The sequence below is a fragment of the Klebsiella sp. I138 genome (assembly GCF_051131765.1).
Taxonomy (GTDB): Bacteria; Pseudomonadota; Gammaproteobacteria; order Enterobacterales; family Enterobacteriaceae; genus Klebsiella.
Genome location: NZ_CP180447.1, coordinates 1,810,223 through 1,837,137 on the forward strand (window position 1 = coordinate 1,810,223; position 26,915 = coordinate 1,837,137).

A 26,915-nucleotide genomic window follows, 5' to 3' on the forward strand; every position below is an offset into this window, starting at 1 on the left:
TGCACGTAGCCCACCCTCCGCATAGATACGGAAAGTTAACTTGAATATTTCCTGGTGCGGAACAATCCGCTCCGGTTAATTAATACTGGTCAGTTGTTTTCGATAATTGCTTGGCGTAAATGAGGTGAGCTTCTTGAATGTTTTAATAAACAAACTTGGGCTGCTGTACCCCGATTCGTAGGCAATATCGGTCACCGAGTAGTTGGTGATCTCCAGCTGTTTTTTAGCAAAGTTGATGCGAATATCATTAATAATCTGCATCGGCGTTTTACCATAATAGCGTTGGGTTGCCCGGGTTAAATACTCCTGCGTTTTCCCGGAGAGCTCAACCATATGCTCCAGCGCACCTTCGCCAAATTTCAGCTTATCGTGCATATCCTCGACGGTATTTTTCAGCCATTGCGGAATAACATCCTGCACCGGCTCCTCGCGATAATGCCGTAAACGGTTAATGGTATAAAACGAGACCAGTTCAATAAATTCGTCAAATTCAGTTTCGCGAAAATTCAGCGAAGCGATAACCGACTCGATGTAGCTGAGAAAGGTACTTTTTACCGCGTAGACCTGTGAAGCCACCAGACCAAACGGCAGCAGCGGCAGATAGTGTTTCTCAAAGAAACTCTTGCTGATGCCGACGTTAAGAATGCGGGTCGCGCCGAAAGCATAAAAACTTTGGTGATGCGACCCCATCGGGATAAAGACAAAATCCCCGCGCTCCAGCAGCACCCGTTTGCCATTAATTTCCTGATAATAGCGCCCGGTTAAAACGATGGTGTACTCGTAATAATCATGCTGGTGAAGCCCGCTTACGCTTTCCGTTTTGTTGTAGATAACCACATGGAAATTTTTCCCGTTGAAAAGCTGCTGTTCCCGTGCGGTACTGATTTCAGTGGTTATCATCTTTGGCTGCCTCATCGTGTAGATGGCCTATTGTACCTTCTCGTGCAGCTCAATCAATTCGGCAACCAGTTCTCGCGCCAGCATTGAGGTCATCAAATGATCCTGCGCATGAACCAGCACCAGGCTAACCTTCATTTTGCCTTCGCCTTCATCGCTTTCAATGAGCTGAGTCTGTACGCGATGCGCTTCGCTCAGCGCCATTCGAGACTGTTCCATCATGTTTTTTGCTGCGGCGAAATCGCCCTGCTTAGCCTGCTTAAGTGCCGCATAGGCCAGGCTGCGGGCCTGACCGGAGTTGATAATCAGCCCCATCACAACCTCTTCGAGGTCATTCTCAGGTACATCAACCGCTTCGATATTGTCCAGATCAAACATAGTATTCCCTCATTTCTCAGGCGGTACGGGAATGCTCCCGTACCGCTCGACATCAGAATTTCAGCGCATTCGCGATATCTTCTTCGCTTTCCTGCTCTTCAATAACCGCCTGCGCCTTGTTGGAGACCGCCACGAACGGCAGGTAAACCAGCACCGACACACCCAGGTTGAACAGTGCCACGCAGAGTGCGGCGATACTCCCGTTACTGTTGAAGAAAGCACCGAGGCCGGTAGGCATAGTCCACGGTGCCAGGTTGGTCACCGGTGGGATAATCCCCATCGAGTAGGCGGCAAGCGTAATTGCGGCCAGAATCGGCTGAACCAGTACGAACGGGATGAACATCACCGGGTTCATAATAATCGGCAGACCAAACAGAATCGGCTCGTTAATCTGGAAGATGCCTGACGGCAGCGCCAGTTTTGCTACCTGACGGTGATCCGCACGGCGTGAGCCGATGAAGATAGCGATAATCAGACCCAGCGTTGCCCCAGAGCCACCCAGCAGGATGTAGGAATCCAGCATCGGCTTGGCCCAGAAGTGGAACTCTTTACCCGCCGCAATAGCGGCTTCAACGGAACCATACTGGTTGTACAGCGCGATGTTTTCCAGAGCCCACGGGGTCATGATGCCGTTGTCCAGCGCGGTCAGCGCCAGAGAACCATGTACACCAAAGAACCACAGCAGGGAGTTGAAGATGACGTAAGCCCAGCCCACCACGCTGCCCATCGACGCCAGCGGTTTGGAGATAGAGTCCATGATTATCTGGTGGAAGTTGCTGCCGTGGTTAGCCAGCATCCAGGAGATAATGCCGAATACGGACAGAATCAGGAAGCCTGGGATCAGCGCCGAGAATGAGCGCGATACCGATGACGGTACGCTATCCGGCAGGGTGATGACCCAGTTGCGACGGATAACAAAAGTAAACATTTCTGCGACAACCAGGCCAATGATCATGCCCGAGATAATATTTGCCCCACCCAGCCAGTTTGCGCCGACCGCATAGGCCTCGCCCACGCTGTAAGGTGTGACGGTCATAAAGGCCGCGACCGATAATAACCCCGCCGCCAGCGGATCGACCTTACGTTCTTCCGCCAACGCCATACCGATAAAGAACGGCGCCATCAACGACATAATGCCTAACGTCCCGTTATAAACGTTACCGCCGATAGCCTTAAAGCCGTTTAACGTTTCAATGGTTGAGCCATCCAGGCGAATACCCATTGAATAGAAGAAAGAACCTTCACCAAAGCTCAGGAATACGTTGTTGATTAATACAAACATGGCCCCTGCGAGGGTCAACGGCATTAATTTAATAAAGCCGTTTTTAATCGCATTGATGTGCGGTTGTTTTCCTATTTTAACTGCAAAAGGAAGGAGTACCTTTTCAAGCGAGTCAATCACTTTACTCATATCAAATACCCTTTAAAGCCGTAATTGAATCATTACGGCATAGATGTATGAAATTACTCTTTGACGGGAAAATAAACTCTCACCTTTGCTATTCCGGTAAATCAGAAAAATACCGTCACAGCTTCGTGCTACCGAATACCAAAAGGATATCGAGTTTTAAAATTAAATTATTGTGCAGCAGCTTTCTTAATGGCCGCAACGGCCGCTTTCAGTACACCTAAACCATCGACTTTACCGTACAGCGCAGAGTCGATAACTTCCACCGGCTTATTTGACAACAGCCGCTGAATTTCGGGAAGCATATACGCAATTTGTGGGCCTAATAATACGACGTCGGCTTCAGGGCCTTTTTCTCCGGCGAGAGTTTCCGGATAGGCTTCAATGATGACCGGTACTTCATATTTCTCTGCCTGTGCGCGCATTTTAGACACCAGCAGCGAAGTGGACATTCCAGCGGAGCAAAATAAATAGATGTGTTTCTTTTCCATGAACGCTTCCTCAATTTGTAAGACCTGGCGGCTTCAGCATCTTCTTATGTCTGAAAGCCGGGTAAGACATGCAGTCATTCAATTAGTATTGTTTATGCATTGAGTATACGGCATCGTTCGGCACCTGGATAATTCCTGGTTAATCAAAATTGTCTCTCATTGACCTCGCGTTTTGACTACCTTCACATTTCCCCTAAATAATTCGCGCAATTAAATAAGCATCAGTGGTCATAAAAAAGCCCGACCGGTGGTCGGGCTTTCGTAGTGCTCAGTATGTTGCATTACTTGCTGTTGCGTGGGTCAGTATCGTACTCAGCACAGGTCTGGTAGCCGGAGTTCATTACGCGACCGGTCTCATCAAGCGCAACAAAGTAGGTCTCAATTTTACCATCCCGTTGACCCAGGATATAGGTCTGGCAGGTTCCGCGTGCGTGGATCATGGTAACCTCAGATGACGGTTTGCCCGCTATCTGCAGAACCTGTGACCGGGTCATCCCTTTTTTGACATCTTTGACGACCGGTTGAGTGAACTGATCGGCGGTACGGTCGTAAGCCGTACAGCCTGCCAGCATAGTTAAAACTGCTGCTGCGCCCAGAAATCCAACTAAATTCTTGTTCATATTCCATCCTCTTTTATTCTGCGTGTTAATAAGCCTGGAATAAATACCGTTATTTTTCAAGCCGAAGGTGCAAAAGGCGTAAATTTAAGATCTTTCTAATAAAAAAAACCTATGTCCTTGATTGCTTTCTTTTACACCAGTCAATTCTGTGATCCTTGTCGTTTTCCTGGCAAAGAGGTAGCTTTAACCCCTACTGGCAGCCAAACAGATTCACTTTCCGGAGGGCGCGATGACGCTACAACAAGAGATTATTCAGGCGCTGGGCGCAAAGCCCGAGATCGATGCTGAGGGTGAAATTCGCCGCAGCGTGGACTTTTTGAAATCATACCTGCAGACCTACCCGTTTATTACGTCACTGGTTCTGGGAATCAGCGGCGGCCAGGATTCCACCCTGACAGGCAAGCTCTGTCAGCAGGCTATCAATGAATTGCGTGCCGAAACCGGCGATGAGAAACTGCAGTTTATTGCGGTACGCCTGCCCTACGGCGTCCAGGCGGATGAGCAGGACTGCCAGGATGCTATCGCCTTCATTCAGCCGGATCGGGTGCTGACGGTGAATATTAAAGGCGCAGTGCTGGCCAGCGAGCAGGCGCTGCGTGAAGCAGGTATTGAACTTAGCGACTTTGTTCGCGGCAATGAGAAAGCCCGCGAACGCATGAAAGCTCAGTACAGCATTGCCGGGATGACCCACGGTGTCGTTGTCGGGACTGACCATGCGGCCGAGGCGATTACCGGCTTCTTTACCAAGTACGGGGACGGCGGTACGGATATCAATCCTATCTTCCGTCTCAATAAGCGTCAGGGTAAACAGCTGCTGGCGCAGTTAGGTTGCCCGGAGCACCTGTATAAGAAGCTGCCGACCGCTGACCTGGAAGACGATCGCCCGTCTCTGCCTGATGAAGTCGCGCTGGGCGTGACCTATGAGAACATTGATGACTATCTGGAAGGCAAAACGCTGGATGAGAAAACCGCCAAAATCATCGAAGGCTGGTATCTGAAAACCGAGCATAAACGCCGCACGCCGATTACCGTCTTTGACGACTTCTGGAAAAAGTAACGTTTTCCCTCGCCTTTCTCTGACCCCGGCCAGCGCCGGGGTTATTATTTGCACTTTTCGCTCTCTGAACGCCCTGCTATACTGGATAAATAACCAGCACCAGGAGCCCGCGTGGTCAGAAGACAATCTGCCCCGCGTCTGGAATTTGACGCGGCGGCTATCTATGAATATCCCGAACACCTACGCCCCTGGCTGGAGGCACTGCCTAAGCTGCCGGGCGTCTATCTGTTTCACGGCGAAAGCGATACCCTCCCGCTGTATATCGGTAAAAGCATCAATATTCGCAGCCGGGTGCTGTCGCATCTGCGCACGCCTGAAGAGGCGGCCATGCTCCGTCAGGCACGAAGCATCAGCTGGCAGCGTACGGCAGGAGAACTGGGCGCGCTTCTGCTGGAGGCGCAGCTTATTAAAGAACGCCAGCCACTGTTTAATAAGCGCCTGCGGCGTAATAAACAGCTCTGTTCCCTGCTGCTGGAAGAGACTCGCCCTCGGGTGGTATACGCCCGCGAGGTTGATTTCTCCCACCAGAATCATCTGTATGGCCTGTACGCCAACCGTCGGGCGGCCCTGCAGGCGCTGACGGCCCTCGCTGACGAACATCATCTTTGCTATGGGCTGCTGGGGCTGGAAACGCTCACTCCGGGCCGGGCCTGCTTTCGTCGCGGGCTAGGACGTTGCGCCGGCGCCTGCTGTGGTCAGGAAAGTCTTGCCGCGCACCATGAAAGACTTCGTGCCCGGATGGCTCAGCTGCAGCTGGTGTGCTGGCCGTGGCCTGGGGCTGTTGCCCTGGAGGAGAATGGCCCTGACCTCACCCACTATCACGTCATACATAACTGGCTATGGCTGGGTGCGGTAGAGACGCTGGAGAAGGCAGAGGCGCTAACGCGCCTGCCGGCGGGTTTTGATCATGACGGCTACAAAATTCTCTGCAAACCGCTGTTAAGCGGCCGCTTTACGCTGCATCCCCTCTCGCCCCCGTCTCGATAGCAAAAAAAACCGCCGGTCCTGCCCAATGCCTGACGGCGTGTGTTGGGCAAGACCGGCGGTCTTCATTCAGCGCGCTGAATTATTCAGCTGATGCAGGCATTTTACCTTCTGGCGCTTTGCGATCTGTCAGATGCTTCTCAAAATTCGCATTGAACTGTTTTTTCTGTTCTGGCGTCAAAATGTTGTAAATCTTGTTCTGGGTTTCCATACGGGAAAGCGCCATTGCTTTATGCTGGGCTTCCATTTTATCGATTTGCGCTTCCGCTTTCGCTTTATCGAAGGTATCGCTGGCGATCAGATCATGCATCGCGCGGCGTTCATCCAGAGACGGACGTTTCATGTTTTCGCGTTGGCCTTTCATGATGTCGCGGACCTGCTGTTTTTGCGCATCGGTCAGGTTCAGTCCTTTAAACATCATATCGTGCTGGCCGCCGTGCATACCTTTATGGTGCATCATCGGTTTGCTTTCGGTCTGAGTCGTAGTGGTATCCGCAGCGTGAGCCAGGTTAGCCGCACCCAGCGCCAGTGTAGAGGCAACAAACAGAGCAGTAATCTTCTTCATATTCAGTCCTTACTTTAAGTTATTCTTACGGCGTATTGCCGTGTTGACGAGTTAAACTTTACGACGTTTATCGTCAATTAGTCAGAGCAAGAGTAAAACAATGAAAGTGTAAAAAACATTTTCTCACCAATTGTGGAGAAAATAAGGAAATTAAGGAGGTGATTGCAACAATAAATATATAAACTATTGTTTTGGTGAAGATTTACAAGAATCATAAAGCAACAGAGATTAAAAACAAAGCATTTACCCAGGAATAATCTGCAATCAAATAGCAGAGCACGAAAAAATAAGATTACGAGCTAAAAATGACTGCGAAAAATTAAACGAAGCCGCTCGGATGAGCGGCAAAGATATTCGGCCACCGACCTACGGCAGGCGCTCCAGCATCAGTCCGGCCCGCAGTCCCGGCGCCACCGACGGGTTAGGAAACAGGACAAACTCCTGTAGTTTTTCCACCACATAACGGGTACCACCGTCTTCTGCGAGCAGAGTTCCGGCCGTAAAGGCGGTAAAATTGAGCGTCTGTGCCGACATATGCAGGTGGAAATTATCGCTATGGCGGGTAATTTGCTGTACCACCCGATAGCGCAGCGGCACCTGGCCGCTCTCAACCACCGACAGATCACCTACCAGCAAACGCATTAACGCCCGCTGGGTAACGGTAAATTGCGTCAGATCGTTAGCACCAAACGGCAACGCTTTACCGAGCTCCAGAGTACACGAGAGCGCGTCAAAACGTTCACAGCTGAAATGGGTGAATGTCCCGGCCGGCTGCTGATGGAAGACCAGCGCCTCCAGGCCGGCGCCTCCCAGCCAGCTCAAGAACCCCTCATCCCAGGGCACTTCCCGCGCCGGAAGCACGCCAAAGCGCGTATGCAGCGAACCCCGTATCGCGGTATGTAAATCAAGATGCCAGCGGCTGCCCGTTCCTGCGGCAAAAAAACGCGCCAGTACCCGTTCCAGCTGCCGCGCTCTGGCAGTTTCATCGCTGGCGGGGAAACGCGCCCAGCGCCCGCTGAACATCCGGTTCATATCGCTATCCAGATAGCGCTTGTTTTCCCGTAACGCCCCCGGGTTGCCAAAGATAATCAGCAGCCGCCAGTGTAGCGGCAGCTCACCGCTAAACAACTGCTGTAACAACAGATGCGTCATTTCCACCGGCGCGGTTTCATTCCCGTGAATACCTGAAGACAGCACCAGCGAACGCTCGCAGCGCGCATGCGGAGTCAGTTGCAGAACGCCGCAATCCAGCCAGTGCCAGCGAAAATGTGCCGTTTCGCCATGAAAATGATGGGGTAAACGCCCCGCCAGTGTTAATGCCAGAAAGTCGTCCACGATGCCTCCTTGATAACGAAAACTGAGTCACAGCGACTGCTGGAACGGGTAGACGGAACCCAGCTGCAGAATTTGCGTCAGCCTATCGAGCGCCTCTCGCCCTTCATTCAGCAGCTGCGGGTCTGCCAGATCCGCCTGGGTGAGACGATCGCGATAGTAGCGTTCGACCCAGTCATTCAGGGTCACAAACAGCGTCTCATTCATTAACACCGCCGGATTAACGGCCTGCAGTTCATCTTCTGTCAGCACCACTCTCAGGCGCAGGCAGGCCGGGCCACCGCCGTTCGCCATACTTTCACGCAGATCGTAAACCTGCAGTTCATCAATTGGGTTATCTGCTGCCAGCAACGTATTCAGATAGCGCCAGACGCGAGGATGCTCCTGCGCCTCCTGGGGAAGGATCAGCCGCATCGCCCCCCCGGCTTTGCTCAGTAGCTGGCTGTTAAACAGATAGGTGGCCACCGCCTCTTCTACCGTTACCGCGTGGGCCGGTACAATAACGGGCGTAAACCCTTCGACCAGCCCGGCAAGCTGGTGCATCAGCTGAGATTGATCGGCGAACGCCTGCTCATGGCAAAACAGCACCTGCCGATTACTCACCGCAATCACATCGTTATGAAACACCCCTTGATCAATCACCGCCGGGTTCTGTCGGGCAAAAACGACCTGGCGCGGGTTAACCTGATTCAGGCGAGCCACGGCCTGGCTGGCCTCCAGCGTCTGCCGCGCCGGGTAGCGCTGCGGGGCCCCGCCTTCGCCGCCCTGCTGGCGACCGTAGACAAAGAGCTGCACTCCCGGCGCGCCATACTCGCCGCCGAGGCGGTTATGGTTCGCCGCCCCTTCATCGCCAAACATCGCTACCTGCGGCAGAGCCGGATGGATGGCAAAGCGCTGCTCATCAGGGAAGATCGCGCGCAGCAGCGCTTCAGTCGTTGGTGCTTCGCTGGCGCGATGGAATTTATCGTTAAGGTTGGCCACCGTCAGGTGAACCCGGCCATCCAGAGAATCGGCTGAGGGCGATACCGTCGCCGCGTTGGCCACCCACATCGACGACGCCGAACTGACCGCCGATAGCAGATCTGGCGCCTGCCGGGCCGCCTTCTCGATAACCTGCGGGTCGCTGCCGCTGAACCCCAGCTGGCGCAGCAGGGGGACGTTGGGTCGCTCCTGGGGCGGAATGACTGCCTGGGGATAGCCAGCGTCCGCCAGCGCCTTCATTTTTTTCAGCCCCTGCTTCGCCGCCAGCAGCGGACTGGATACCCGATAGCGATGCCGGGTCGACGCCTCATTACCAAAGGAAAGCCCGGCGTAGTGGTGAGTCAGGCCGGGAAGCCCGTCAAAGTTAACCTCAAAGGCTTTCATCGCCCGGCCCCCCGCAGCGCATCGAGGCCGGGATTGAGGCTTTCCGGCAGCGTCAATTCCGGCGCTTCGAGGCTGGCCATCGGCCACGCACAATAATCGGCCGCATACCACGCGCCCGGGCGGTGGTTACCGGATGCCCCCACGCCGCCGAACGGTGCCGTGCTGGCGGCACCGGTCAGCGGTTTGTTCCAGTTGACGATCCCGGCCCGCGCCTCCAGCAGCAGACGGTCAAATTTCTCACGTTCGGGGGATATCAATCCACAAGAAAGTCCAAACCGGGTGGCATTCGCCAGGGCAATGGCCTCATCAAAATCGTCATAGCGCCAGACGCCAAGCAGTGGGCCAAAAACTTCTTCATCGGCCACTTCAGCCACCGAAGTCAGCTCGATAATTCCCGGGGTCAACAGCGAAGTTCCGTCCCGCAGCAGCCGGGGCTCCAGCAGCGTTGTTCCACCGTTGGCGACGTGCCCAAGCCAGGCCTGGTGGACCTTTTGCGCCGCCTGGGCCGAAATAAGCCCACCGAGGAACGGCTGCGGAGAAGCATCCCAGGCACCTGGGATCAAGGTTTGTGACACCGTCACAAGGCGGGCAAGGAACGCGTCGCCGATTTCACCGCGCTTGACCAGCAGGCGACGAGCGCAGGTACAGCGTTGTCCGGCCGTAATGAAGGCCGACTGGATAGTCAGATGTACGGCCGCATCAATATCCTGCGGATCGTCGACAATCAGCGGATTATTGCCACCCATTTCAAGCGCCAGAATTTTTTCCGGCTGTCCGGCGAGCTGGCGATGCAGTTGAAAACCGGTCGCCGAACTCCCGGTAAACAGCAGGCCGTCAATATCCGGCTGGGCGCTCAGCCTCTCGCCGGTTTCTCGCCCGCCCTGCAGCAAGTTCAGAACCCCCGGCGGCAGCCCCGCTTCGGCCCACAGTTTCACCACCGCCTCACCGCTGTGCGGCGTCAGTTCACTGGGCTTAAACACCAGCGTATTCCCCGCCAGCAGGGCCGGCACAATATGACCGTTGGGCAAATGTCCGGGAAAATTGTATGGGCCAAACACCGCCAGCACGCCATGTGGCCGGTGGCGCAGCGTCGCCGCGCCGTCACCCATAGCCGTCTGCGCTTCACCGGTGCGGCTGTGGTAAGCCTTGAGTGAAATGGCGACTTTGTTGATCATCGCGCCAATTTCCGTCGCGGCTTCCCACTGTGGCTTACCGGTTTCTGCGGCAATAACGGCGGTTAGCTCGGTTTTATGCGCCTCCAGCAGAGCGGCAAATTTTTCCACGATTGCCTGACGTACGCTGAATGGCTGTCTGGCCCACGTCGGGAAGGCTCGCCGCGCGGCGCTGACCGCCATCGCCACCTGTCCGGCATCGGCATCGTTGCCCTGCCATAGCAGCGCCTGGCTTACCGGGTTGGTTTTTGTGCGCGCCGGACCGTGCCCGGCCTGCCAGTCGCCGTTAATCCATAAACTCATGATTTTTTCTCCTCCGGAATCAGGCGAACCACTCTCACCCGGTCACCGACATGGCACTTCAGGGCATCCAGTTCGCGCGCGCTGAGCAGCAGACGTTCGGTTTGCGGATCGGCGTGCACCAGCAGGGCACGAAACTGCTGATACTGTTCATTGGCGACCAGACAAACCGGCCAGTCCCCCGGCGCGGGCAGCCCCTCCGCCACGGTCACCAGCCGGCTTTTGCGAATCGCCCGCACCCGGTCAATGTCGCACTCCAGCGTCGGCCCGCCGTCGAAAATATCGATATAGTTACGATAGCGGAACCCTTCTTTCTCCAGCACCGCGCGCGCCGGAGCCGTTTGCGGGTGCACTTCACCGATCACCGCTCGCGCCTCATCGGATAAAAAATCGATATACAACGGGTGTTTCGGCATCAAGGCGGCAATAAACGCTTTTTGCCCGGTCCCGCACAGGTAGTCGGCACGTGAGAACTCCATCGCAAAAAAGCGTTTGCCGAGGCTTTCCCAGAACGGCGAGTAGCCATGCTCGTCAATAACGCCGCGCATCTCCGCCACCACTTTTTCATTAAAGTACTCGCGGAAAGCGGCCATAAACATGAAGCGCGATTTCGACAACAGATAACCATTGCCCTCTTTACGCCAGGCAGGGTCAAGAAACAGCGTGCACAGCTCGCTGCTGCCGGTATGATCGTTGCTGAGAAACAGCGTCGGCAGAGCGTTGTAGACGTTCAGCTCTTTTGAAGCATGAACCTGCGTGCCTACGCGATAGTTGTACCAGGGATCGTTCAGCCCCACCGCCACTTCAATAGCGCAAATCCCCACAACCGCGCCGCTGCTCGTCTCTTCAAGAACAAAAACATACCCCTGCTCACTTTTTGGTAGTTCCCCGCGCCAGGTCTTCTGTGAACGTTCAATCCGCGCCGCCAGCGTCTGTTCATCAGCAGGCAGCGATGTCAGGCCACCGCCGGTTTCCCCGGCCAGGGTCATCAGACCGGCCAGGTCTTCGGCGACTACAGGACGAATCACCATCATGATGACGCTCCCGCGAGGAAGTGACGGCAGGCCAGCTCAAAGCGATCCAGCCCGGTGTTCACCTCTTCCTCGCTCACAATCAGCGCCGGAGCAAAACGCACCACGTTTGCGCCGGCAATCAGAATCATCAGCCCCTCTTCTGCGGCCTGCGTGCTGATGGCCTTCGCCTTTCCGGCCCAGGCATCATTCAGCTCACAGCCGATCAGTAATCCCAGACCACGGATCTCCTTGAACAGGCCGTAGCGGGCGTTAATCGCGCTCAGTCGTTCGTTAAACCACTGGTGGCGCTGCTTCACGCCATTTAATACCGCCGGCGTATTGACGATAGACAGCACTTCGCCAGCCACCGCGCTGGCCAACGGGTTGCCGCCGTAGGTGGTGCCGTGCGTTCCGACCGTCATGACACTGGCACAGGCTTCGGTTGCCAGCAGCGCGCCAATCGGGAAACCGCCCCCCAGCGCTTTTGCCGTCGACAGCACATCCGGCGTGACGCCATAGTGCATATAGGCATACAGTTCGCCGGTGCGGCCCACCCCGGTCTGGACTTCATCAAAAATCAGCAAAGCATGATGCGCGTCGCACAGTTCGCGCAGACCGCGCAGGAAAGCCGGATCGGCGGGCACCACGCCCCCTTCGCCCTGCATTGGCTCGACAATTACCGCGCAGGTATGCTCGTTAATAAGCGCCCTGGCCGATTCGAGATCGTTGTAGACAGCGTGCTGAATCTGCGGCGGCAGCGGCGCAAAATCCTGGGAATAGGCCGGCTGACCGCCTGCAGAAACGGTAAACAAAGTGCGGCCATGAAAGGCATTTTTGAACGCAACAATGCCGCTTTTATGGCTGCCGAAACGGTCGTGAGCGTACTTGCGCGCCAGCTTGAGCGCCGCCTCGTTGGCCTCTGCACCTGAGTTACAGAAGAAAACGCGGTCGGCAAAAGTTGCGTCGATGAGCTGTTTCGCCAGCCGCAGTGCCGGCTCGTTAGTGTATCCGTTACCGGTGTGCCAAAATTTTCCAGCTTGTTCCGTCAGCGCACGAATCAGTTGAGGATGGGCGTGCCCCAGCGCATTCACCGCAATACCGCCGGCAAAATCGATATACTCTTTTCCCTGCTGATCCCACAGGCGTGAACCTTCCCCGCGTACCGGAATAAAAGCCGCCGGCGCATAGACCGGCATCATCCATTGATCAAAATTGCTACGCGTAATTGACTGAGACATATCGACCTCTTCCGGTAAATAAAAAGTATTAATAATGTTAAAAATTATGAGTTATTACGCTGTAAATGTAGATTGCACACTTCGTGCCAGCCAGAGGGGAAAATGCATAATTCGAGGTCAACTAAGGAATATCAATGAGTTGCAAACATACCTTATGCAAACAAAATGCATAAATAGTGAATAAATATCCGATATGGCGGCCATGGCAGTGAATAAAACAGAAGAGTTATGCATTGGTAAGATATAATTCTGTATTTGTGATCCTCTACGAAATTTATCGTAGATATCCGCTCTTTTTTGGCGCAGCTTGCGCAGAAAGGGTGCACGATGTGGACGAAAGCGCCGCCAATCAGAACAACAGGCACAATAAAATGCCTTCCGGCAGCCAGCCCGGTGAATTTCTGCTACCATCCCTGCACTATTCACCTTGCACAGTGGCAGCGACTATGAAATTTGTCTCTTTTAATATCAACGGCCTGCGTGCCCGTCCCCACCAGCTGGCCGCCATCGTCGATAAACATCAGCCCGACGTGATTGGCTTACAGGAAACCAAAGTACACGACGACATGTTCCCGCTCGAAGAGGTCGCAAAGCTCGGGTACAACGTGTTTTATCACGGACAAAAAGGTCACTACGGCGTGGCGCTGTTGACCAAAGAGACGCCGGTTTCCGTGCGTCGCGGTTTCCCCAATGATGGCGAAGAGGCCCAGCGCCGCATCATCATGGCGGAAATTCCGTCCGCGTTCGGTAACGTGACGGTCATCAACGGCTACTTCCCGCAGGGAGAAAGCCGCGACCACGAAACCAAGTTCCCGGCAAAAGCAGCGTTCTACCAGAACCTGCAAAACTATCTCGACACCGAGCTGAACAAAGACAATCCGGTGCTGATTATGGGCGATATGAACATCAGCCCAACCGACCTGGATATCGGGATTGGCGAAGAGAACCGCAAGCGCTGGCTCCGCACCGGTAAGTGTTCATTCCTGCCGGAAGAGCGTGAGTGGATGGCGCGTCTGCTGGGCTGGGGTCTGGTCGACACCTGGCGCCATGCTAACCCGGATAGCCAGGACCGCTTCTCATGGTTCGACTATCGTTCTAAAGGCTTTGACGATAACCGCGGGCTGCGTATCGACCTGCTGCTGGCAAGCGCCCCGCTGGCGCAGCGCTGCGTGGAAACCGGTATTGATTACGAGATTCGTAGCATGGAAAAACCGTCCGACCATGCGCCGGTCTGGGCCACCTTTAAGCCATAACGCCTGTTCTCCGTTGACTCTCCCGGCCTTCGTGGCTGTGGAGAGTCCGCAAATCCTGAGCAAAATCAATAAATCCGCGGTATGCCATTGTTGCAGTTCACCATTTATTATACTGTCGCGCACGCCCTGGCTTCCGGGGTGGAGATTCACGGAACGCGGGTTAAACAGGAGATCCCCCATGCAAAAGAAGCCGTCATAAAGCAGAACTTCGGCTGCTGCTGATTCTTATCCTGCTTTGCGCCGTCGTCGCGCTTATCTCATTCTCCGGTTTTGCCGATCTGGTCACCCACTTCCGTCATCTCCAGGCGCTTATCCAGCACAGCGGCCCTCTCGGCTATACGCTCTACGTTGCCTTGTTTATCGTGGCGGCCCTGTGTCTGATTCCCGGGAGTATCCTGGTCATGGTCGGCGGCGTTGTTTTTGGCCCGCTATGGGGCACGCTGCTGTCGCTAGGAGCGGCCACGGTGGCCTCGTCGCTCTCTTTCCTGCTGGCCCGCTGGCTGGGCAGAGATCTGCTGCTCAGGTATGCCGGACATACCGCGATCTTTCAGGCCATTGAACGGGGTATCGCCCGCAGCGGCACTGATTTCTTAATTTTTACGCGCCTGGTGCCCCTGTTTCCCTACAACATCCAAAACTATGCCTACGGCCTGACGGCTATTCCGTTCTGGTCATTTACGCTGATTTCCGCTCTGACGACCCTGCCGGGGCTGTTTATCTATACGCTGATGGCCAGCGAACTTGCCCGGGATGGCATAACCCTCGGGTTTATGCTCAAACTGAGTCTGGCCGGCTGCGTTTTGTTTGCCGTTATCCAGGGCGCAAAAATCTTTGCCCGACATCGGCAGATCGATCCCGACAAGATGCAGGTCAGCCATGAAGAAAAATAGCGCGCGCCTCATCTGGTACTGCCGGGTGGCGATAATCCTCACCGTCGCAATTGCACTTATCGCCTGGTGGCGAGTCCCCGGCGTGAACGCGTTTATTCAGCACAGCCTGGCGGCTTTTTCCGCCTTAGATCAGCACGCCATTGAGCGCTTTATTGCCGCCTACGGGCCGCAGGCGGCGCTGGTTTCCTTCGCCTTAATGATCCTTCAGGCCATCGTGGCACCGCTTCCTGCTTTTCTGATCACCTTCGCTAACGCGTCGTTGTTTGGCGCACTCTGGGGCGGCGCACTTTCCTGGGTCAGCGCCATGGCAGGCGCCGCCCTGTGTTTTTTTATCGCCAGAGTACTGGGCCGCGAAGTGGTTGAAAAGCTAACCGGAAAAACCGTCTTGCGCAGTATGGACGCCTTCTTTGATCGTTACGGCAAACAGACGGTGTTGATCTGTCGACTGCTGCCGTTCGTCCCTTTCGATCCCATCAGCTATGCTGCGGGTCTGACGTCGATTCGCTTTCGCCAGTTTATGTTTGCCACCGGCGTGGGCCAACTGCCCGCGACCGTCGTTTACTCCTGGGTGGGCAGTCGGTTAACCGGTGGGACATTCTGGTTTATCACCGCATTATCTATTCTGTTTGCGCTGGTGCTGATTATCTTTATTGCTAAAGCCTGTTATCTCGAACGTTATAAAAGGAAGTCTTGATGAGGTTGCCGCCGCTGCACACCATCCCCTTAATCTTACGCCCACAGGCCTGGCTACACCGACGCCACTACGGCGAGGTGCTTAGCCCAATCCGCTGGTGGGGGCGCATCCCGTTTGTTTTTTATCTGGTGTCGATGTTTGTCGGTTACCTTGAGCGCAGGCGCTCGCCGCTCGATCCGGTGCTGCGTTCGCTGGTCAGCGCCCGCGTTGCCCAACTGTGTCTGTGCGAATTCTGTATCGATATCACCAGCATGAAGCTGGCTGAGCGCACCGGCAGCAACGATAAATTGCTCGCCGTCGCCGGCTGGCGCCAGAGCCCGCTGTTTACCGAGAATGAACGTCTGGCGCTGGAATACGCCGAAGCCATCAGCCTTACGCCGCCCACCGTCGACGATGCGCTGCGGGGCAAGCTGGCCGAGCGCTTTGATGCCCAGGCCCTGACCGAACTAACGGCGCTGATCGGCTTACAAAACCTGTCGGCCCGGTTTAACTCCGCCATGGCGATCCCGGCGCAGGGTTTGTGCCAGATCCCCCCGGTAGCCTCATCAGAAAACGCGAAATCATAAGGAGCAGATCATGCGCTACTGTTTAATCTGGCTCGCGACGCTGCTGTTCGCGCCGATAGCCGCTCACGCTGACGATAGCTGGCAACAGATAACTCAGCAGGCCCGCGGGCAGACGGTATGGTTTAACGCCTGGGGCGGCGACCCGGCGGTGAATCGCTATCTCGACTGGGTCAGCGGTGAGGTCAAACGCGACTACGCCGTAGACCTGCGCATCGTCCACATCGCCGATGCAGCCGATACGGTCAAGCGTCTGCAAACTGAGGCCCGTGCCGGGCGCAAGCGCAACGGCTCTGTCGACCTGCTGTGGATCAACGGCGAAAACTTCCGCACCCTGAAAACCGCTAATCTGCTGCAAACCGGGTGGGCGGAAACGCTGCCGAACTGGCGCTATGTGGATACCCGCCAGCCGGTACGTGAAGATTTCTCCCTTCCGACCGATGGCGCTGAGTCCCCGTGGGGCGGCGCACAGCTCACCTTTATCGCCCGTCGCTCACAGACGCCGGCACCACCGGACGGCCCGGAAGCCCTACTGGCGTTTGCCGAGGCGCATCGTGGAGCGGTCACCTATCCCCGCCCGCCGGATTTTACCGGCACTGCCTTTCTCGAACAGTTGCTGATCGACCTGACCGATCGCCCGCAGGCGCTACGTGTTCCCCCGGACGCGCAGTCATATGCCGCCGTAACCGCACCGCTGTGGCGCTACCTCGACCAGCTTCATCCTCTGCTGTGGCGAGAAGGCCGTGATTTCCCGGCCTCGCCGGCCCGCATGGATACCATGCTGACAAACGGCACCCTGCAACTGTCGCTGACCTTTAACCCGCTGCATGCCCTGCAAAAAGCAGCCAGCGGCGAGCTACCGAAAGACAGCTACGGGTTTGGTTTTGATAAAGGTATGCTCGGTAACGTGCACTTCGTGACCATTCCGGCGACTGCGAGCGCGTCTGCGGGCGCGAGAGTAGTCGCAAACTTCCTGCTCTCACCCGCAGCCCAGGTGCGGAAAGCCGATCCGGCGGTGTGGGGGGATCCCAGCGTGTTAGATCCGCAGAGCTTGCCTGACGACCAACGCCGGGCGCTAGAGGCGCTGATCCCGCAGAACCGGCCACCGGTACTGGCGGAACCCCACGCGGCCTGGGTTGATGCGCTGGAGCAGGAATGGCTGCGCCGTTACGGTACACACTGATCCTGCTGGTCTGGGGGATCATGGCGCTGGTGTATCTGCCCGTCCTCCCCGCCTTCGCGCTGATGGTAGCGCCTGCGCTCCGGCTCGCCTGCTGGCAGGCGCTGTTCGCCGACCCGCAGCTTTGGCAGGCGCTAACGGCGACCCTGATTTCAACGCTAATCGCGGTCGGCGGCGCACTCCTTATCACGCTGACTATCGTCGCTGCACTCTGGCCCTCTCGCGGCTGGCGGCGGCTGGCAGGACGCCTGCCGCTGCTGTTGGCCGTACCGCACGTCGCCTTTGCCACCGGGGCGCTGCTCCTGTTCGCCGAAGGTGGCTGGCTGTATCGTTTCTGTCCCGTTTGCTCCCCGTTGGCCGATCGCTACGGCCTCGGTCTGGGGATAACGATGGCCATCAAAGAGAGCGGTTTTTTACTGTGGGTGGTCTACGGCCTTCTGGGCGAAAAGCGGCTGGCAGAACAGGCCACCGTCCTGAAAAGTCAGGGGTATGGCCGCTGGCAGTGCCTGAACTGGCTGATACTGCCGACGCTGATTCCCTCGCTCGCAATCGTGCTGGTAGCCACTACCGCGTGGAGCCTGTCGTCGGTGGACGTCGCGCTGGTCATCGGCCCGGGAAACCCACCCACTCTTGCCGTACTCGCCTGGCAATGGTTAAACCAGGGCGATGATATACAGCAGGCGAAAGGCGCCCTCGCCAGTCTGCTATTGCTGCTGATGCTGGGAGGACTGGCGGTCGGTGCCTGGGGAGGATGGCGCCTCTGGCAGCGGCAGATTCCTGGCCTGCAAGGTATTCGTCGCCCGCAGCCGCGTGCGCTACCCGGGCGGCTTTTGGCTATTGGCCTGCCGTTAAGCGGTCTGCTTTGCGCACTGTTTCTGGCCGCTCTGGCGCAGAACGCCTCCCCGGCAGGCGATAGCCTGGCGAACAGCCTGTGGCTGGCCCTTTTCGCCTGTCTGGCCGGGGCGGTTATCTGCCTGCTGTGGCTGGAGTGCGGCCCTTCCAGCGGCGACGGCTGGGTCTGGCTGCCGCTGGTTCTGCCTGCGCTGCCGCTGGCCGACGGGCAGTATCAGCTGGCGCTGTATGCCTGGCTGGATGGTCAGTTCATCACCGTCTTGTGGGGCCACCTGCTGTGGGTGGTCCCATGGATGTTGTTTATTCTTCGCCCGGCGTGGCGCCACCGCGACCGACGCCTGGAGCTGGTGGCGCGCACCCTCGGCTGGGGGCGTTGGCAGAGAGTCTATCGGGTGAAACTGCCGCTGTTGGTGCGTCCGCTGCTAACGGCGCTGGCGGTCGGGTTTTCAGTCAGCATTGCCCAGTACCTGCCCACGCTGTGGCTGGGTGCCGGGCGAACGCCGACGTTAACCAGCGAAGCCGTGGCGCTCAGCAGCGGCGGTGATACGCAAACCCTCGCCGCCCAGGCATTATGGCAACTGCTGCTGCCGGCGATTGTTTTTACGCTGACCGCCCTGCTGGCCTGGCTGGCGGGTCGCTACCGACGAGGATTACGCTAGTGCTCATCGTGAAGAACCTGACCCTGACGTTGCACCATCGTCCTGTGCTGCGCGACGTCGCATTTTCCGTTTCACCGGGAGACGTGCTGACGCTAATGGGGCCATCCGGCAGCGGCAAATCCACGCTGTTTGCCTGGATGATTGGCGCGCTGGAAACTCCTTTTAGCGCCAGCGGCGAGCTGTGGCTGAACGACGAACGCTGCGATCAACAACCGACCGAGCGGCGACGGATAGGCATTTTGTTTCAGGATGCGCTGCTGTTCGACCATTTCAGCGTCGGGCAAAACCTGCAGCTGGCGCTGCCGGCAGACATCCGCGGCGGGGAGCGAAAAATTCAGGTGCAGCAGGCGCTGGAGCGCGCCGGGCTGGCAGGGTTCGCTTCCCGCGACCCGGCGACGCTTTCCGGCGGGCAACGGGCGCGCGTCAGTCTGCTGCGCGCGCTGCTGGCTCGCCCGCTGGCGCTGCTGTTGGATGAGCCGTTTAACCGCCTCGATGCCGAACTACGCGCCGATTTTCGTCGGTGGGTATTTGATGAGCTGGCGCGTCTGGCCATTCCGGCAGTGCTGGTGACCCACGACAGCCACGATATCCCCGATCGCGGTCGTTGCCTGAATATGCGCAACTGGCAATGAAACCCTTGCTAACCTGCGTTATCGCAAAGAATTGTCTGCGGGTGCGGCGGAGAATGTGCGCTCAATTTTCTCTTGTCGGGCATTTCGATGAAACGTGTTTCTCAATTGACCGCACTCGCCCTGCTGATCGGGCTTGCTGCTTCTACCTCCTTCGCCGCTGAAACCATGCCAACGCTAACGCTGTCGACGTTACAACAGCAGCACGGTGTCGCGATTGATACGCGCCTGAGCGCGTTCTACAACGGCTGGCCACAACACGCTAACGGCCCGCAGGGTCATGAACCCCAGGCGTTAAACCTCTCTGCCGGCTGGCTCAATGCCATGAACGATGAACAGCTTAGCGCATGGGCCAGACAGCATCAGCTGCGAGCAGACACGCCTGTCGCCCTCTACGGAAGTGATGAAGACAACGGCAAGGTGGCCGCTCGCCTGAAGACCGCCGGTTTTACCCGCATTAATACCCTGAGCGATGCACTAAGCCAGGCTGACCGCCTGCAAAAACTGCCGCACTTTGAGCAGCTGGTTTACCCGCAGTGGCTGCACGATCTCCAGCAGGGTAAAGCGGTCACCGCCGCGCCGGCCGGAAAGTGGAAAGTCATTGAAGCCGCGTGGGGAGCGCCGAAATTTTATCTGCTGAATCATATTCCCGGCGCCGGATATATCGATACCAACGAGGTGGAAAGCGAACCGCTGTGGAACAAGGTCTCTGATGCGCAGCTGAAAGCGCTGCTGGCGAAACAAGGTATTCGCCATGACACCACGGTCATTCTCTACGGCCGCGACGTTTACGCTGCTGCCCGCGTAGCGCAGATTCTGCTGTACGCGGGCGTGAAAGATGTCCGTCTGCTCGACGGCGGCTGGAAAACCTGGTCCGATGCCGGGCTGCCGGTAGAACGCGGAATGCCGGCAGAGCAAAAAGCAGAGCCCGACTTCGGCGCACCGATTCCTGGCCAGCCACAGCTGATGCTGAACATAGAACAGGCGCGCGCGCTGCTGCATCGTCAGGATGCCTCGCTGGTCAGCATCCGCTCCTGGCCTGAGTTTGTCGGCACCACCAGCGGCTACAGCTACATTAAGCCAAAAGGCGAGATTGCCGGTGCCCGCTGGGGACACGCCGGAAGCGACTCCACCCATATGGAAGACTTCCACAATCCGGACGGCACCATGCGCAGCGCGGATGATATTACCACCATGTGGCAGCAGTGGAATATTCGACCCGACCAGCAGGTTTCATTCTACTGCGGTACCGGCTGGCGTGCCTCCGAGACCTTTATGTATGCCCGAGCCATGGGCTGGAAAAATGTCTCGGTATACGACGGCGGCTGGTACGAATGGAGCAGCAACCCGAAAAACCCGGTGCAGACCGGTGAACGCGGCCCGCAGAGCAGTCAATAGCTCCGCTATACCTGACGCTGAACCTGCTTTAGCGTCAGGTAGCCGCTGTAAATACGGGTCGCCGTAGTCAGCCAGCAGAGTGCGCCGAAAAACCACGCAAACCAGGCAAACTGCGCCGGGAACAGGCAGCAAAGCACAAACAGCAGGATAGTTTCGCTCCCCTCAGTCAGTCCCCCCAGATAGTAAAACGATTTGTGGGCATAGCCCGGATTCGCTATCTGGTGTTTTGCCGCCAGCGCGGCAAAGGCAAGAAAGCTGCTGCCGGTGCCGATAAAAGCAAACAGCAGCCAGCCTCCGGCCACGGCGTTGTGCGCCGGATCGGCGATGATAAAGCCGAACGGCACCAGTGCATAAAACAGAAAATCGAGCGAAATATCGAGAAACCCGCCCGCATCGGTCAACCCCCGGCGGCGCGCCAGCGCACCGTCTAATCCATCCAAAAGCCGGTTCAGGACAATCGCCGCCAGCGCTGCCCCATACCAGCGCAGCCCAAGAAACGGCAGCGCCAGTACGCCAATGGCAAAACCTGTCAGCGTCACGCCGTCGGCAGACACGCCGATGCGGTCCAGCCGTGCGGCGCAGACATTGAGTAATGGTTTCAGACGAGGATGCAGATGACTATCGAGCACGACTTATCTCCGAGGGGCTAAAGGTTGTCTGGCACAGACAAAGGCGGTGATAATAGGCCATTATCCTGCCTGGAACGATGATTCAGATGCAAAAAACGCTTGATGTTGTAGCCGCCATTATTGAACAGGATGGCAAAATTCTGCTGGCACAGCGACCGTCCCACGCCGATCAGCCCGGCTTATGGGAATTTGCCGGTGGCAAGATAGAGCCCGGTGAGAGCCAGCCGCAGGCGCTGATACGCGAACTGCAAGAGGAGCTTGGCATCACGGCACAGGTTGAGCGCTATATCGCCAGCCATCAGCGGGAAGTTTCCGGCCGCATTATTCACCTGCACGCCTGGTGGGTGGCACGCTTTAGCGGCCTTCCTACCGCCCACTATCATCGCCAGCTCTGCTGGTGCACGCCACAGGAAGCGCTGACCTTTGACCTTGCTCCTGCGGATATCCCACTCCTGCACGCGTTTATTGCACAATGGGCGACGGACCTTCCCCGCTAATCCCCCGCAGCTGGCGTCATCGTTTTTAGTTATGACCGACGCCAGATTATAAATTTTCCTGTCAGGATAATTTTTCCTTGCTTGCCTAACGATTCCCGGTGGTATAGTCGGAAAATCGGTCTTTTCAAGGACCGCATAATAAAAAAAGAGATACAAAATCATTCAGATTGCGTCGAGGCGGCCGTAAAAGCGCTCCAGAAGCGGGCAGCGAGGCAGTCTGAAACATGACGCGTATGCATGCAACCACAACCATAAGGGGAAATTATATCTATGGATCAGATGTGCACTCTGGAAAGTTTTCTCACCCGCGTTCAACAGCGCGACCCGCATCAAACCGAATTTGCTCAGGCCGTCCGCGAGGTGATGACCACACTGTGGCCATTCCTTGAGGAAAATCCGCGCTATCGCCAGCTCTCTTTGCTGGAACGTCTGGTTGAACCAGAGCGTGCTATTCAGTTCCGCGTCGTCTGGGTCGACGACCGCAATCAGGTTCAGGTCAACCGTGCCTGGCGCGTGCAGTTCAACTCCGCGATTGGGCCATATAAAGGCGGTATGCGCTTCCACCCGTCGGTTAACCTGTCGATTCTCAAGTTCCTCGGTTTTGAACAGACCTTCAAGAATGCCCTCACCACGCTGCCAATGGGCGGCGGGAAAGGCGGCAGCGACTTCGATCCGAAAGGTAAGAGCGATGGTGAAGTGATGCGCTTCTGCCAGGCGCTGATGACCGAACTGTATCGTCACTTAGGCCCGGATACCGACGTTCCGGCAGGCGATATTGGCGTTGGCGGTCGTGAAGTTGGCTTTATGGCCGGGATGATGCGTAAGCTCTCCAACAACAGCGCCTGCGTGTTCACCGGTAAAGGCCTCTCCTTCGGCGGCAGCCTGATTCGTCCTGAAGCAACCGGCTACGGCCTGGTCTATTTCACCGACGCGATGCTCAAACGTCACGGTCTGGGCTTTGAAGGGATGCGGGTTGCGGTGTCCGGTTCCGGCAACGTGGCACAGTACGCTATCGAAAAAGCGATGGAGCTGGGCGCCCGTGTCGTCACCGCCTCCGACTCCAGCGGTACCGTGGTCGATGAAGCTGGCTTTACCCCGGAAAAGCTGGCCCGGCTGTGCGAAATCAAGGCCAGCCGCGATGGTCGCGTTGCCGACTATGCCCGCGAGTATGGCCTGACCTACCTCGAAGGCAAACAGCCGTGGTCCGTACCGGTTGATATTGCGCTGCCTTGCGCTACGCAAAACGAACTGGATACCGATGCGGCACGCCTGCTGATCGCGAACGGCGTGAAGGCCGTTGCCGAAGGCGCCAATATGCCAACCACCATCGCCGCCACCGATCTGTTCCTCGAAGCAGGCGTCCTGTTCGCGCCGGGCAAAGCGGCTAACGCCGGCGGCGTCGCCACCTCTGGCCTCGAAATGGCGCAGAATGCGGCCCGTATGAGCTGGAAAGCGGAGAAAGTCGACGCCCGTCTGCATCACATCATGCTCGACATTCACCACGCCTGTGTTGAATACGGCGGCGAAGCACAGCAGACCAACTATGTTCGCGGCGCGAATATCGCCGGTTTCGTTAAGGTGGCTGATGCTATGCTGGCGCAGGGCGTGATTTAAGCTCACCGTCCACCGCAAAGGACCTGAGAACAACGCATAATAAACCGGACAGCCATAATGCTGGTCACTTCAGGTGGCCAGCTTTTTTTTTGGGTTTATCGCGGACCAGGGTGATACCGGTAAGCGGCGTATAAAAATCGGCAATCTCTGTGAGATGACCGATTCTTACACCGCTGTCTGATCGGTCAGCCGACCCTTAAACGATCGGCATCACCGGACAACCCGTTTTTTTACTATGGATTGTCCACCGCGGGATCCGCCGCTGACTTTCCCGCTTTCGGTTTGGCTTTGGCCTTGCCTTTGCTGAAACTCTTTTTGCCACCGCCCGGAGCGGTAATACCACGGAACTGACGCGCCGGCGTGCTCCGCGCCTGCTCGATCAGCTGGTAAAGCGTGCCGACCAGCGGCTGCATAAAGTCCTGATAACGGCACTGTTTCTCGCTAATTTGCGTCAGCACCGACTCCCAGTGGGCGGTCATATCGGGCCTGGCAGCCATTTCAGGCAAAGAGTGAATCAACGCGCGCCCCGCATCAGACGAGTGAATATAGCGGCCCTTTTTGACTAAAAAGCCCCGCTTAAACAGCAGCTCGATAATTCCGGCACGGGTGGCTTCCGTCCCGAGGCCGTCGGTCGCACGCAGAATCTTTTTCAGATCTTTATCCTGCACGAAGCGGGCAATCCCGGTCATCGCCGAGAGCAGCGTCGCATCGGTAAAATAGCGCGGCGGCTGAGTTTGCCGTTCCACCACTTCACCCTTTTCACACAGCAGCTCATCGTCTTTTGCCACCACCGGCAGCGGAGTACCATCGTTCTCTTCGTCCCGCTCTTTGTTACCCAACAGCGTACGCCAGCCGGCTTCCGCGAGGAAACGCGCTTTGGCCACAAATTTACCGTTGGCGATATCGAGATCGATCTGACACTTGCGAAATACCGCATCCGGACAGAACTGCATCAGATACTGGCGGGCAATCAGGCCGTAGACTTTCTCTTCGTTATCCGACAGCTTCACCCGACTGCTGCGAGCGGTCGGGATGATAGCGTGGTGCGCATCGACCTTTTTATCGTCCCAGCAACGGTTACGGATTTCCGGATTGACCACCGGCTGAGGGAGCAGATCCGCCGCATGAACCCCAATGGCATTGAGGACCGTGTGCCGCCCGGCAAAATGTTCTTCCGGCAGATAGCGGCTATCCGAACGTGGATAGGTAATCAGTTTGTGGGTTTCATACAGTTTCTGGCAGATATCGAGTACGTTTTGCGCGCTAAAACCAAACCGCTTCGCCGCCTCAATCTGCAACGCCGAAAGCGAAAACGGCAGCGGGGCCGGCTCCGAATCCCGCTTATCATTGTAGGCGGTTACCCGCGCCGGTTGTCCTTCGATGCGCGCCACCACGTGTTCGGCCAGCGGGCGATGCAGCAGGCGTCCCTCTTCGTCCTGGTACGGCTCGCAGGCATCGCTCGGGACCCAGGTCGCGACGAAGCGCTCATCCTTCGGCGTCACGATATGCGCTTTGACATCAAAGAAATCTTTCGCCACGAAGTTCTCAATCTCTTCGTCACGCCGTACCACCAGCCCCAGCACAGGCGTCTGTACCCGCCCGACCGACAGTAACCCCTGGTACCCGGCATTGCGACCCAGCAGCGTATAAGCGCGGGTCATATTAATCCCGTAGAGCCAGTCGGCGCGCGCGCGGGCCAGGGCCGACACGCATAGCGGAATAAACTCGCTGTTGGCTCGCAGGCGAGAAATCGCCCGCTCCACCGCCTGTGGGTTAAGATCGTTTATCAGGCAGCGCTGAACCTGCTGGCGCTTTTCCGGCGCCAGCTGCAAATAGTCGAGTACTTCATCCACCAGCAGCTGACCCTCTCTGTCCGGGTCACCGGCGTGAACCACCTCCTGCGCGTCGCCCAGCAGACGCTTGATAACGTTGAGCTGTTTAGTCACCGACGGTTTTGGCTGCAGCTGCCACTTTTCCGGCACGATGGGCAAATCGAGCAAGTTCCAGCGCGCGTAGCGTCCGTCATAGACATCCGGCTGAGCCTGCTCCAGCAGATGGCCGATACACCAGGTGACCACCTGCCCGTTACCGCACTCAATATAGCCGTCACCTTTACGATGTGGCTTTGGGAGCACCTCGGCAATGGCGCGGCCGAGGCTGGGTTTTTCCGCAATAAACAACCGCATGTAATCAACGGATCTCGATCATGGGACGCCCGCCACGCGCGGTCACCAGTTCACCGATAGCGGCCAGCTGGATGTTGAACTCCGCCGCTGCGGCCTGGACTTGCGCTTCGGCTTCCGGCGCCACCGCCAGCAGCAGACCGCCGGAGGTTTGCGGATCGCACAGCAGATCGCGCCACGCCGCCGGCATGTCGCCCATCAAATGGCCATAGCTGGCAAAGTTGCGACCGGTGCCACCGGGAACAGCGCCCGCCGCGATATAGTCTTCAACACCCGGCAGTTTCGGGATATCCGCATAGTTCAACAGCGCCTGGACTCCCGCACCGCGACACACTTCACTGAGATGGCCCAGCAGGCCAAACCCGGTAACGTCGGTCATCGCTTTCACGCCGGCGATCGTCGCAAACGCCGCTCCGGCGAGGTTCATCTGGCACATCGTTTCCGTCGCCAGCCCCTGATGTTCCGGTTTGAGCAGTGATTTTTTCTCAGCGGTGGTCAGCACGCCAATGCCTAACGGCTTGGTGAGATACAGTTTGCAGCCCGCCTCGGCGGTGCTGTTTTTCTTGATCCGTTCGGTCGGCACCACGCCGGTGACCGCCAGGCCAAAAATCGGCTCCGGCGCGTCAATAGAGTGGCCACCGGCCAGAGAGATACCGGCCTGCTGACAGGCAAAGCGCCCGCCATCCACGACTTCACGGGCAATTTCCGGCGCAAGGGTATTAATCGGCCAGCCAAGAATGGCAATCGCCATAATCGGTTTTCCCCCCATCGCGAAAATGTCGCTGATGGCGTTGGTTGCCGCGATACGCCCAAAGTCGAACGGGCTGTCGACAATGGGCATAAAAAAGTCGGTGGTGCTGATGATGGACGTCCCGTTGCCAAGGTCGTAGACCGCAGCATCATCACTGGTCTCATTTCCCACCAGCAGGTTCGGATCGATAAACTTCGCCCGATCGCTCTTCAGAATCGTTTCCAGCACCTTAGGGGAAATTTTACACCCGCAACCGGCTCCGTGGCTGTATTGCGTTAAACGAATAGCTTGCTCGCTCATGGA

The 26,915-nt window shown here is 57.0% G+C and carries 26 protein-coding genes; 12 read left to right on the plus strand and 14 right to left on the minus strand.

The features are described 5' to 3' along the window. Positions 1-75: 75 nt before the first annotated feature. From chbR to osmE, 5 genes are all read right to left on the minus strand, one after another. A complete protein-coding gene (gene chbR / locus ACMYSK_RS08420) occupies positions 76-900 on the minus strand; it encodes a transcriptional regulator ChbR (protein ID WP_434641788.1) in 825 nt (274 codons plus the stop codon). Between the two features lie 27 nt (positions 901-927). Further along, positions 928-1,275, minus strand: coding sequence for a PTS N,N'-diacetylchitobiose transporter subunit IIA (gene chbA / locus ACMYSK_RS08425; protein ID WP_100686083.1), 348 nt, complete (start codon positions 1,273-1,275; stop codon positions 928-930). A gap of 52 nt (positions 1,276-1,327) precedes the next feature. Next, complete coding sequence (gene chbC, locus ACMYSK_RS08430; RefSeq protein ID WP_434641790.1) at positions 1,328-2,686, minus strand: PTS N,N'-diacetylchitobiose transporter subunit IIC; 1,359 nt, start codon at positions 2,684-2,686, stop codon at positions 1,328-1,330. 167 nt (positions 2,687-2,853) lie between these two features. After that, on the minus strand, positions 2,854-3,174 hold the full coding sequence (gene chbB / locus ACMYSK_RS08435) for a PTS N,N'-diacetylchitobiose transporter subunit IIB (protein WP_434641792.1): 321 nt from the start codon (positions 3,172-3,174) through the stop codon (positions 2,854-2,856). 281 nt (positions 3,175-3,455) lie between these two features. Beyond that, a complete protein-coding gene (osmE, locus tag ACMYSK_RS08440; protein WP_434641794.1) occupies positions 3,456-3,794 on the minus strand; it encodes an osmotically-inducible lipoprotein OsmE in 339 nt (112 codons plus the stop codon). 229 nt (positions 3,795-4,023) lie between these two features. Between osmE and nadE the strand changes: the two genes are divergently transcribed. Further along, a complete protein-coding gene (gene nadE, locus ACMYSK_RS08445; RefSeq protein WP_434641797.1) occupies positions 4,024-4,851 on the plus strand; it encodes an ammonia-dependent NAD(+) synthetase in 828 nt (275 codons plus the stop codon). A gap of 111 nt (positions 4,852-4,962) precedes the next feature. Next, the gene (gene cho, locus ACMYSK_RS08450) at positions 4,963-5,838 is read left to right on the plus strand and encodes an excinuclease Cho (protein WP_434641799.1); all 876 of its coding nucleotides are present in this window, start codon (positions 4,963-4,965) and stop codon (positions 5,836-5,838) included. 79 nt (positions 5,839-5,917) lie between these two features. Here cho and spy read toward each other — a convergent pair whose 3' ends face one another. The 6 genes from spy to astC form a co-directional block, all read right to left on the minus strand. Then, the gene (gene spy, locus ACMYSK_RS08455) at positions 5,918-6,400 is read right to left on the minus strand and encodes an ATP-independent periplasmic protein-refolding chaperone Spy (protein WP_434641802.1); all 483 of its coding nucleotides are present in this window, start codon (positions 6,398-6,400) and stop codon (positions 5,918-5,920) included. 366 nt (positions 6,401-6,766) lie between these two features. After that, positions 6,767-7,735: a succinylglutamate desuccinylase gene (astE, locus tag ACMYSK_RS08460; protein ID WP_434641805.1), complete on the minus strand. Its 969-nt coding sequence runs from the start codon at positions 7,733-7,735 to the stop codon at positions 6,767-6,769. Positions 7,736-7,762: 27 nt separating this feature from the next. Then, the gene (gene astB / locus ACMYSK_RS08465; RefSeq protein WP_434641808.1) at positions 7,763-9,097 is read right to left on the minus strand and encodes an N-succinylarginine dihydrolase; all 1,335 of its coding nucleotides are present in this window, start codon (positions 9,095-9,097) and stop codon (positions 7,763-7,765) included. Beyond that, on the minus strand, positions 9,094-10,572 hold the full coding sequence (gene astD, locus ACMYSK_RS08470) for a succinylglutamate-semialdehyde dehydrogenase (RefSeq protein ID WP_434641810.1): 1,479 nt from the start codon (positions 10,570-10,572) through the stop codon (positions 9,094-9,096). Before astD ends, astB begins: the two co-directional genes overlap by 4 nt. Continuing rightward, a complete protein-coding gene (astA, locus tag ACMYSK_RS08475; RefSeq protein WP_434641812.1) occupies positions 10,569-11,603 on the minus strand; it encodes an arginine N-succinyltransferase in 1,035 nt (344 codons plus the stop codon). The genes astD and astA overlap by 4 nt, the downstream gene beginning before the upstream one ends. Further along, on the minus strand, positions 11,600-12,820 hold the full coding sequence (gene astC / locus ACMYSK_RS08480; RefSeq protein WP_434641815.1) for a succinylornithine/acetylornithine transaminase: 1,221 nt from the start codon (positions 12,818-12,820) through the stop codon (positions 11,600-11,602). The genes astA and astC overlap by 4 nt, the downstream gene beginning before the upstream one ends. Positions 12,821-13,266: 446 nt before the next feature. On the opposite strand from astC, the gene xthA reads away from it, so the two are divergent. The 8 genes from xthA (at position 13,267) to ACMYSK_RS08520 (ending at position 20,938) form a co-directional block, all read left to right on the plus strand. Then, on the plus strand, positions 13,267-14,073 hold the full coding sequence (gene xthA, locus ACMYSK_RS08485; protein WP_434641818.1) for an exodeoxyribonuclease III: 807 nt from the start codon (positions 13,267-13,269) through the stop codon (positions 14,071-14,073). A gap of 227 nt (positions 14,074-14,300) precedes the next feature. Further along, positions 14,301-14,963: a TVP38/TMEM64 family protein gene (locus ACMYSK_RS08490; RefSeq protein ID WP_434643986.1), complete on the plus strand. Its 663-nt coding sequence runs from the start codon at positions 14,301-14,303 to the stop codon at positions 14,961-14,963. Continuing rightward, entirely contained in the window at positions 14,950-15,657 is a 708-nt protein-coding gene (locus ACMYSK_RS08495; protein ID WP_434641821.1) for a TVP38/TMEM64 family protein, read from the plus strand. The genes ACMYSK_RS08490 and ACMYSK_RS08495 overlap by 14 nt, the downstream gene beginning before the upstream one ends. Then, positions 15,657-16,223: a carboxymuconolactone decarboxylase family protein gene (locus ACMYSK_RS08500; RefSeq protein WP_434641823.1), complete on the plus strand. Its 567-nt coding sequence runs from the start codon at positions 15,657-15,659 to the stop codon at positions 16,221-16,223. The genes ACMYSK_RS08495 and ACMYSK_RS08500 overlap by 1 nt, the downstream gene beginning before the upstream one ends. 10 nt (positions 16,224-16,233) lie before the next feature. Then, positions 16,234-17,403, plus strand: a complete 1,170-nt coding sequence (locus ACMYSK_RS08505; RefSeq protein ID WP_434641825.1) for an ABC transporter substrate-binding protein — start codon at positions 16,234-16,236, stop codon at positions 17,401-17,403. After that, positions 17,376-18,911: an ABC transporter permease subunit gene (locus tag ACMYSK_RS08510; RefSeq protein ID WP_434641828.1), complete on the plus strand. Its 1,536-nt coding sequence runs from the start codon at positions 17,376-17,378 to the stop codon at positions 18,909-18,911. The genes ACMYSK_RS08505 and ACMYSK_RS08510 overlap by 28 nt, the downstream gene beginning before the upstream one ends. Next, the gene (locus ACMYSK_RS08515; RefSeq protein ID WP_434641830.1) at positions 18,911-19,543 is read left to right on the plus strand and encodes an ATP-binding cassette domain-containing protein; all 633 of its coding nucleotides are present in this window, start codon (positions 18,911-18,913) and stop codon (positions 19,541-19,543) included. The genes ACMYSK_RS08510 and ACMYSK_RS08515 overlap by 1 nt, the downstream gene beginning before the upstream one ends. A gap of 87 nt (positions 19,544-19,630) precedes the next feature. Then, positions 19,631-20,938 (plus strand): sulfurtransferase, encoded by a 1,308-nt coding sequence (locus ACMYSK_RS08520; protein WP_434641833.1) that lies wholly within the window; start codon positions 19,631-19,633, stop codon positions 20,936-20,938. A gap of 5 nt (positions 20,939-20,943) precedes the next feature. Here ACMYSK_RS08520 and ACMYSK_RS08525 read toward each other — a convergent pair whose 3' ends face one another. Then, a complete protein-coding gene (locus tag ACMYSK_RS08525) occupies positions 20,944-21,567 on the minus strand; it encodes a CDP-alcohol phosphatidyltransferase family protein (protein ID WP_434641836.1) in 624 nt (207 codons plus the stop codon). An 86-nt stretch (positions 21,568-21,653) separates the two neighbouring features. On the opposite strand from ACMYSK_RS08525, the gene ACMYSK_RS08530 reads away from it, so the two are divergent. After that, the gene (locus ACMYSK_RS08530; RefSeq protein ID WP_434641839.1) at positions 21,654-22,064 is read left to right on the plus strand and encodes a pyrimidine (deoxy)nucleoside triphosphate diphosphatase; all 411 of its coding nucleotides are present in this window, start codon (positions 21,654-21,656) and stop codon (positions 22,062-22,064) included. 270 nt (positions 22,065-22,334) lie between these two features. Next, the gene (gene gdhA, locus ACMYSK_RS08535; RefSeq protein ID WP_434641842.1) at positions 22,335-23,678 is read left to right on the plus strand and encodes an NADP-specific glutamate dehydrogenase; all 1,344 of its coding nucleotides are present in this window, start codon (positions 22,335-22,337) and stop codon (positions 23,676-23,678) included. A gap of 233 nt (positions 23,679-23,911) precedes the next feature. On the opposite strand, the gene ACMYSK_RS08540 is transcribed toward gdhA, so the two are convergent. Beyond that, positions 23,912-25,864 carry a DNA topoisomerase III gene (locus ACMYSK_RS08540; RefSeq protein WP_434641845.1) on the minus strand — a complete coding sequence of 651 codons (1,953 nt, stop codon included), beginning with the start codon at positions 25,862-25,864 and terminating at the stop codon, positions 23,912-23,914. A gap of 4 nt (positions 25,865-25,868) precedes the next feature. Further along, positions 25,869-26,912 (minus strand): selenide, water dikinase SelD, encoded by a 1,044-nt coding sequence (selD, locus tag ACMYSK_RS08545; protein ID WP_434641848.1) that lies wholly within the window; start codon positions 26,910-26,912, stop codon positions 25,869-25,871. Positions 26,913-26,915 lie beyond the last annotated feature (3 nt).

Excerpts from the sequence above, each read along its gene's own strand:
- chbR (WP_434641788.1), bottom strand. The coding sequence starts at position 900 with ATGATAACCACTGAAATCAGTACCGCACGGGAACAGCAGCTTTTCAAC.
- chbA (WP_100686083.1), bottom strand. The coding sequence starts at position 1,275 with ATGTTTGATCTGGACAATATCGAAGCGGTTGATGTACCTGAGAATGAC.
- chbC (WP_434641790.1), bottom strand. The coding sequence starts at position 2,686 with ATGAGTAAAGTGATTGACTCGCTTGAAAAGGTACTCCTTCCTTTTGCA.
- chbB (WP_434641792.1), bottom strand. The coding sequence starts at position 3,174 with ATGGAAAAGAAACACATCTATTTATTTTGCTCCGCTGGAATGTCCACT.
- osmE (WP_434641794.1), bottom strand. The coding sequence starts at position 3,794 with ATGAACAAGAATTTAGTTGGATTTCTGGGCGCAGCAGCAGTTTTAACT.
- nadE (WP_434641797.1), top strand. The coding sequence starts at position 4,024 with ATGACGCTACAACAAGAGATTATTCAGGCGCTGGGCGCAAAGCCCGAG.
- spy (WP_434641802.1), bottom strand. The coding sequence starts at position 6,400 with ATGAAGAAGATTACTGCTCTGTTTGTTGCCTCTACACTGGCGCTGGGT.
- astB (WP_434641808.1), bottom strand. The coding sequence starts at position 9,097 with ATGAAAGCCTTTGAGGTTAACTTTGACGGGCTTCCCGGCCTGACTCAC.
- astD (WP_434641810.1), bottom strand. The coding sequence starts at position 10,572 with ATGAGTTTATGGATTAACGGCGACTGGCAGGCCGGGCACGGTCCGGCG.
- astA (WP_434641812.1), bottom strand. The coding sequence starts at position 11,603 with ATGATGGTGATTCGTCCTGTAGTCGCCGAAGACCTGGCCGGTCTGATG.
- astC (WP_434641815.1), bottom strand. The coding sequence starts at position 12,820 with ATGTCTCAGTCAATTACGCGTAGCAATTTTGATCAATGGATGATGCCG.
- xthA (WP_434641818.1), top strand. The coding sequence starts at position 13,267 with ATGAAATTTGTCTCTTTTAATATCAACGGCCTGCGTGCCCGTCCCCAC.
- ACMYSK_RS08495 (WP_434641821.1), top strand. The coding sequence starts at position 14,950 with ATGAAGAAAAATAGCGCGCGCCTCATCTGGTACTGCCGGGTGGCGATA.
- ACMYSK_RS08500 (WP_434641823.1), top strand. The coding sequence starts at position 15,657 with ATGAGGTTGCCGCCGCTGCACACCATCCCCTTAATCTTACGCCCACAG.
- ACMYSK_RS08505 (WP_434641825.1), top strand. The coding sequence starts at position 16,234 with ATGCGCTACTGTTTAATCTGGCTCGCGACGCTGCTGTTCGCGCCGATA.
- ACMYSK_RS08510 (WP_434641828.1), top strand. The coding sequence starts at position 17,376 with ATGGCTGCGCCGTTACGGTACACACTGATCCTGCTGGTCTGGGGGATC.
- ACMYSK_RS08520 (WP_434641833.1), top strand. The coding sequence starts at position 19,631 with ATGAAACGTGTTTCTCAATTGACCGCACTCGCCCTGCTGATCGGGCTT.
- ACMYSK_RS08530 (WP_434641839.1), top strand. The coding sequence starts at position 21,654 with ATGCAAAAAACGCTTGATGTTGTAGCCGCCATTATTGAACAGGATGGC.
- gdhA (WP_434641842.1), top strand. The coding sequence starts at position 22,335 with ATGGATCAGATGTGCACTCTGGAAAGTTTTCTCACCCGCGTTCAACAG.
- ACMYSK_RS08540 (WP_434641845.1), bottom strand. The coding sequence starts at position 25,864 with ATGCGGTTGTTTATTGCGGAAAAACCCAGCCTCGGCCGCGCCATTGCC.
- selD (WP_434641848.1), bottom strand. The coding sequence starts at position 26,912 with ATGAGCGAGCAAGCTATTCGTTTAACGCAATACAGCCACGGAGCCGGT.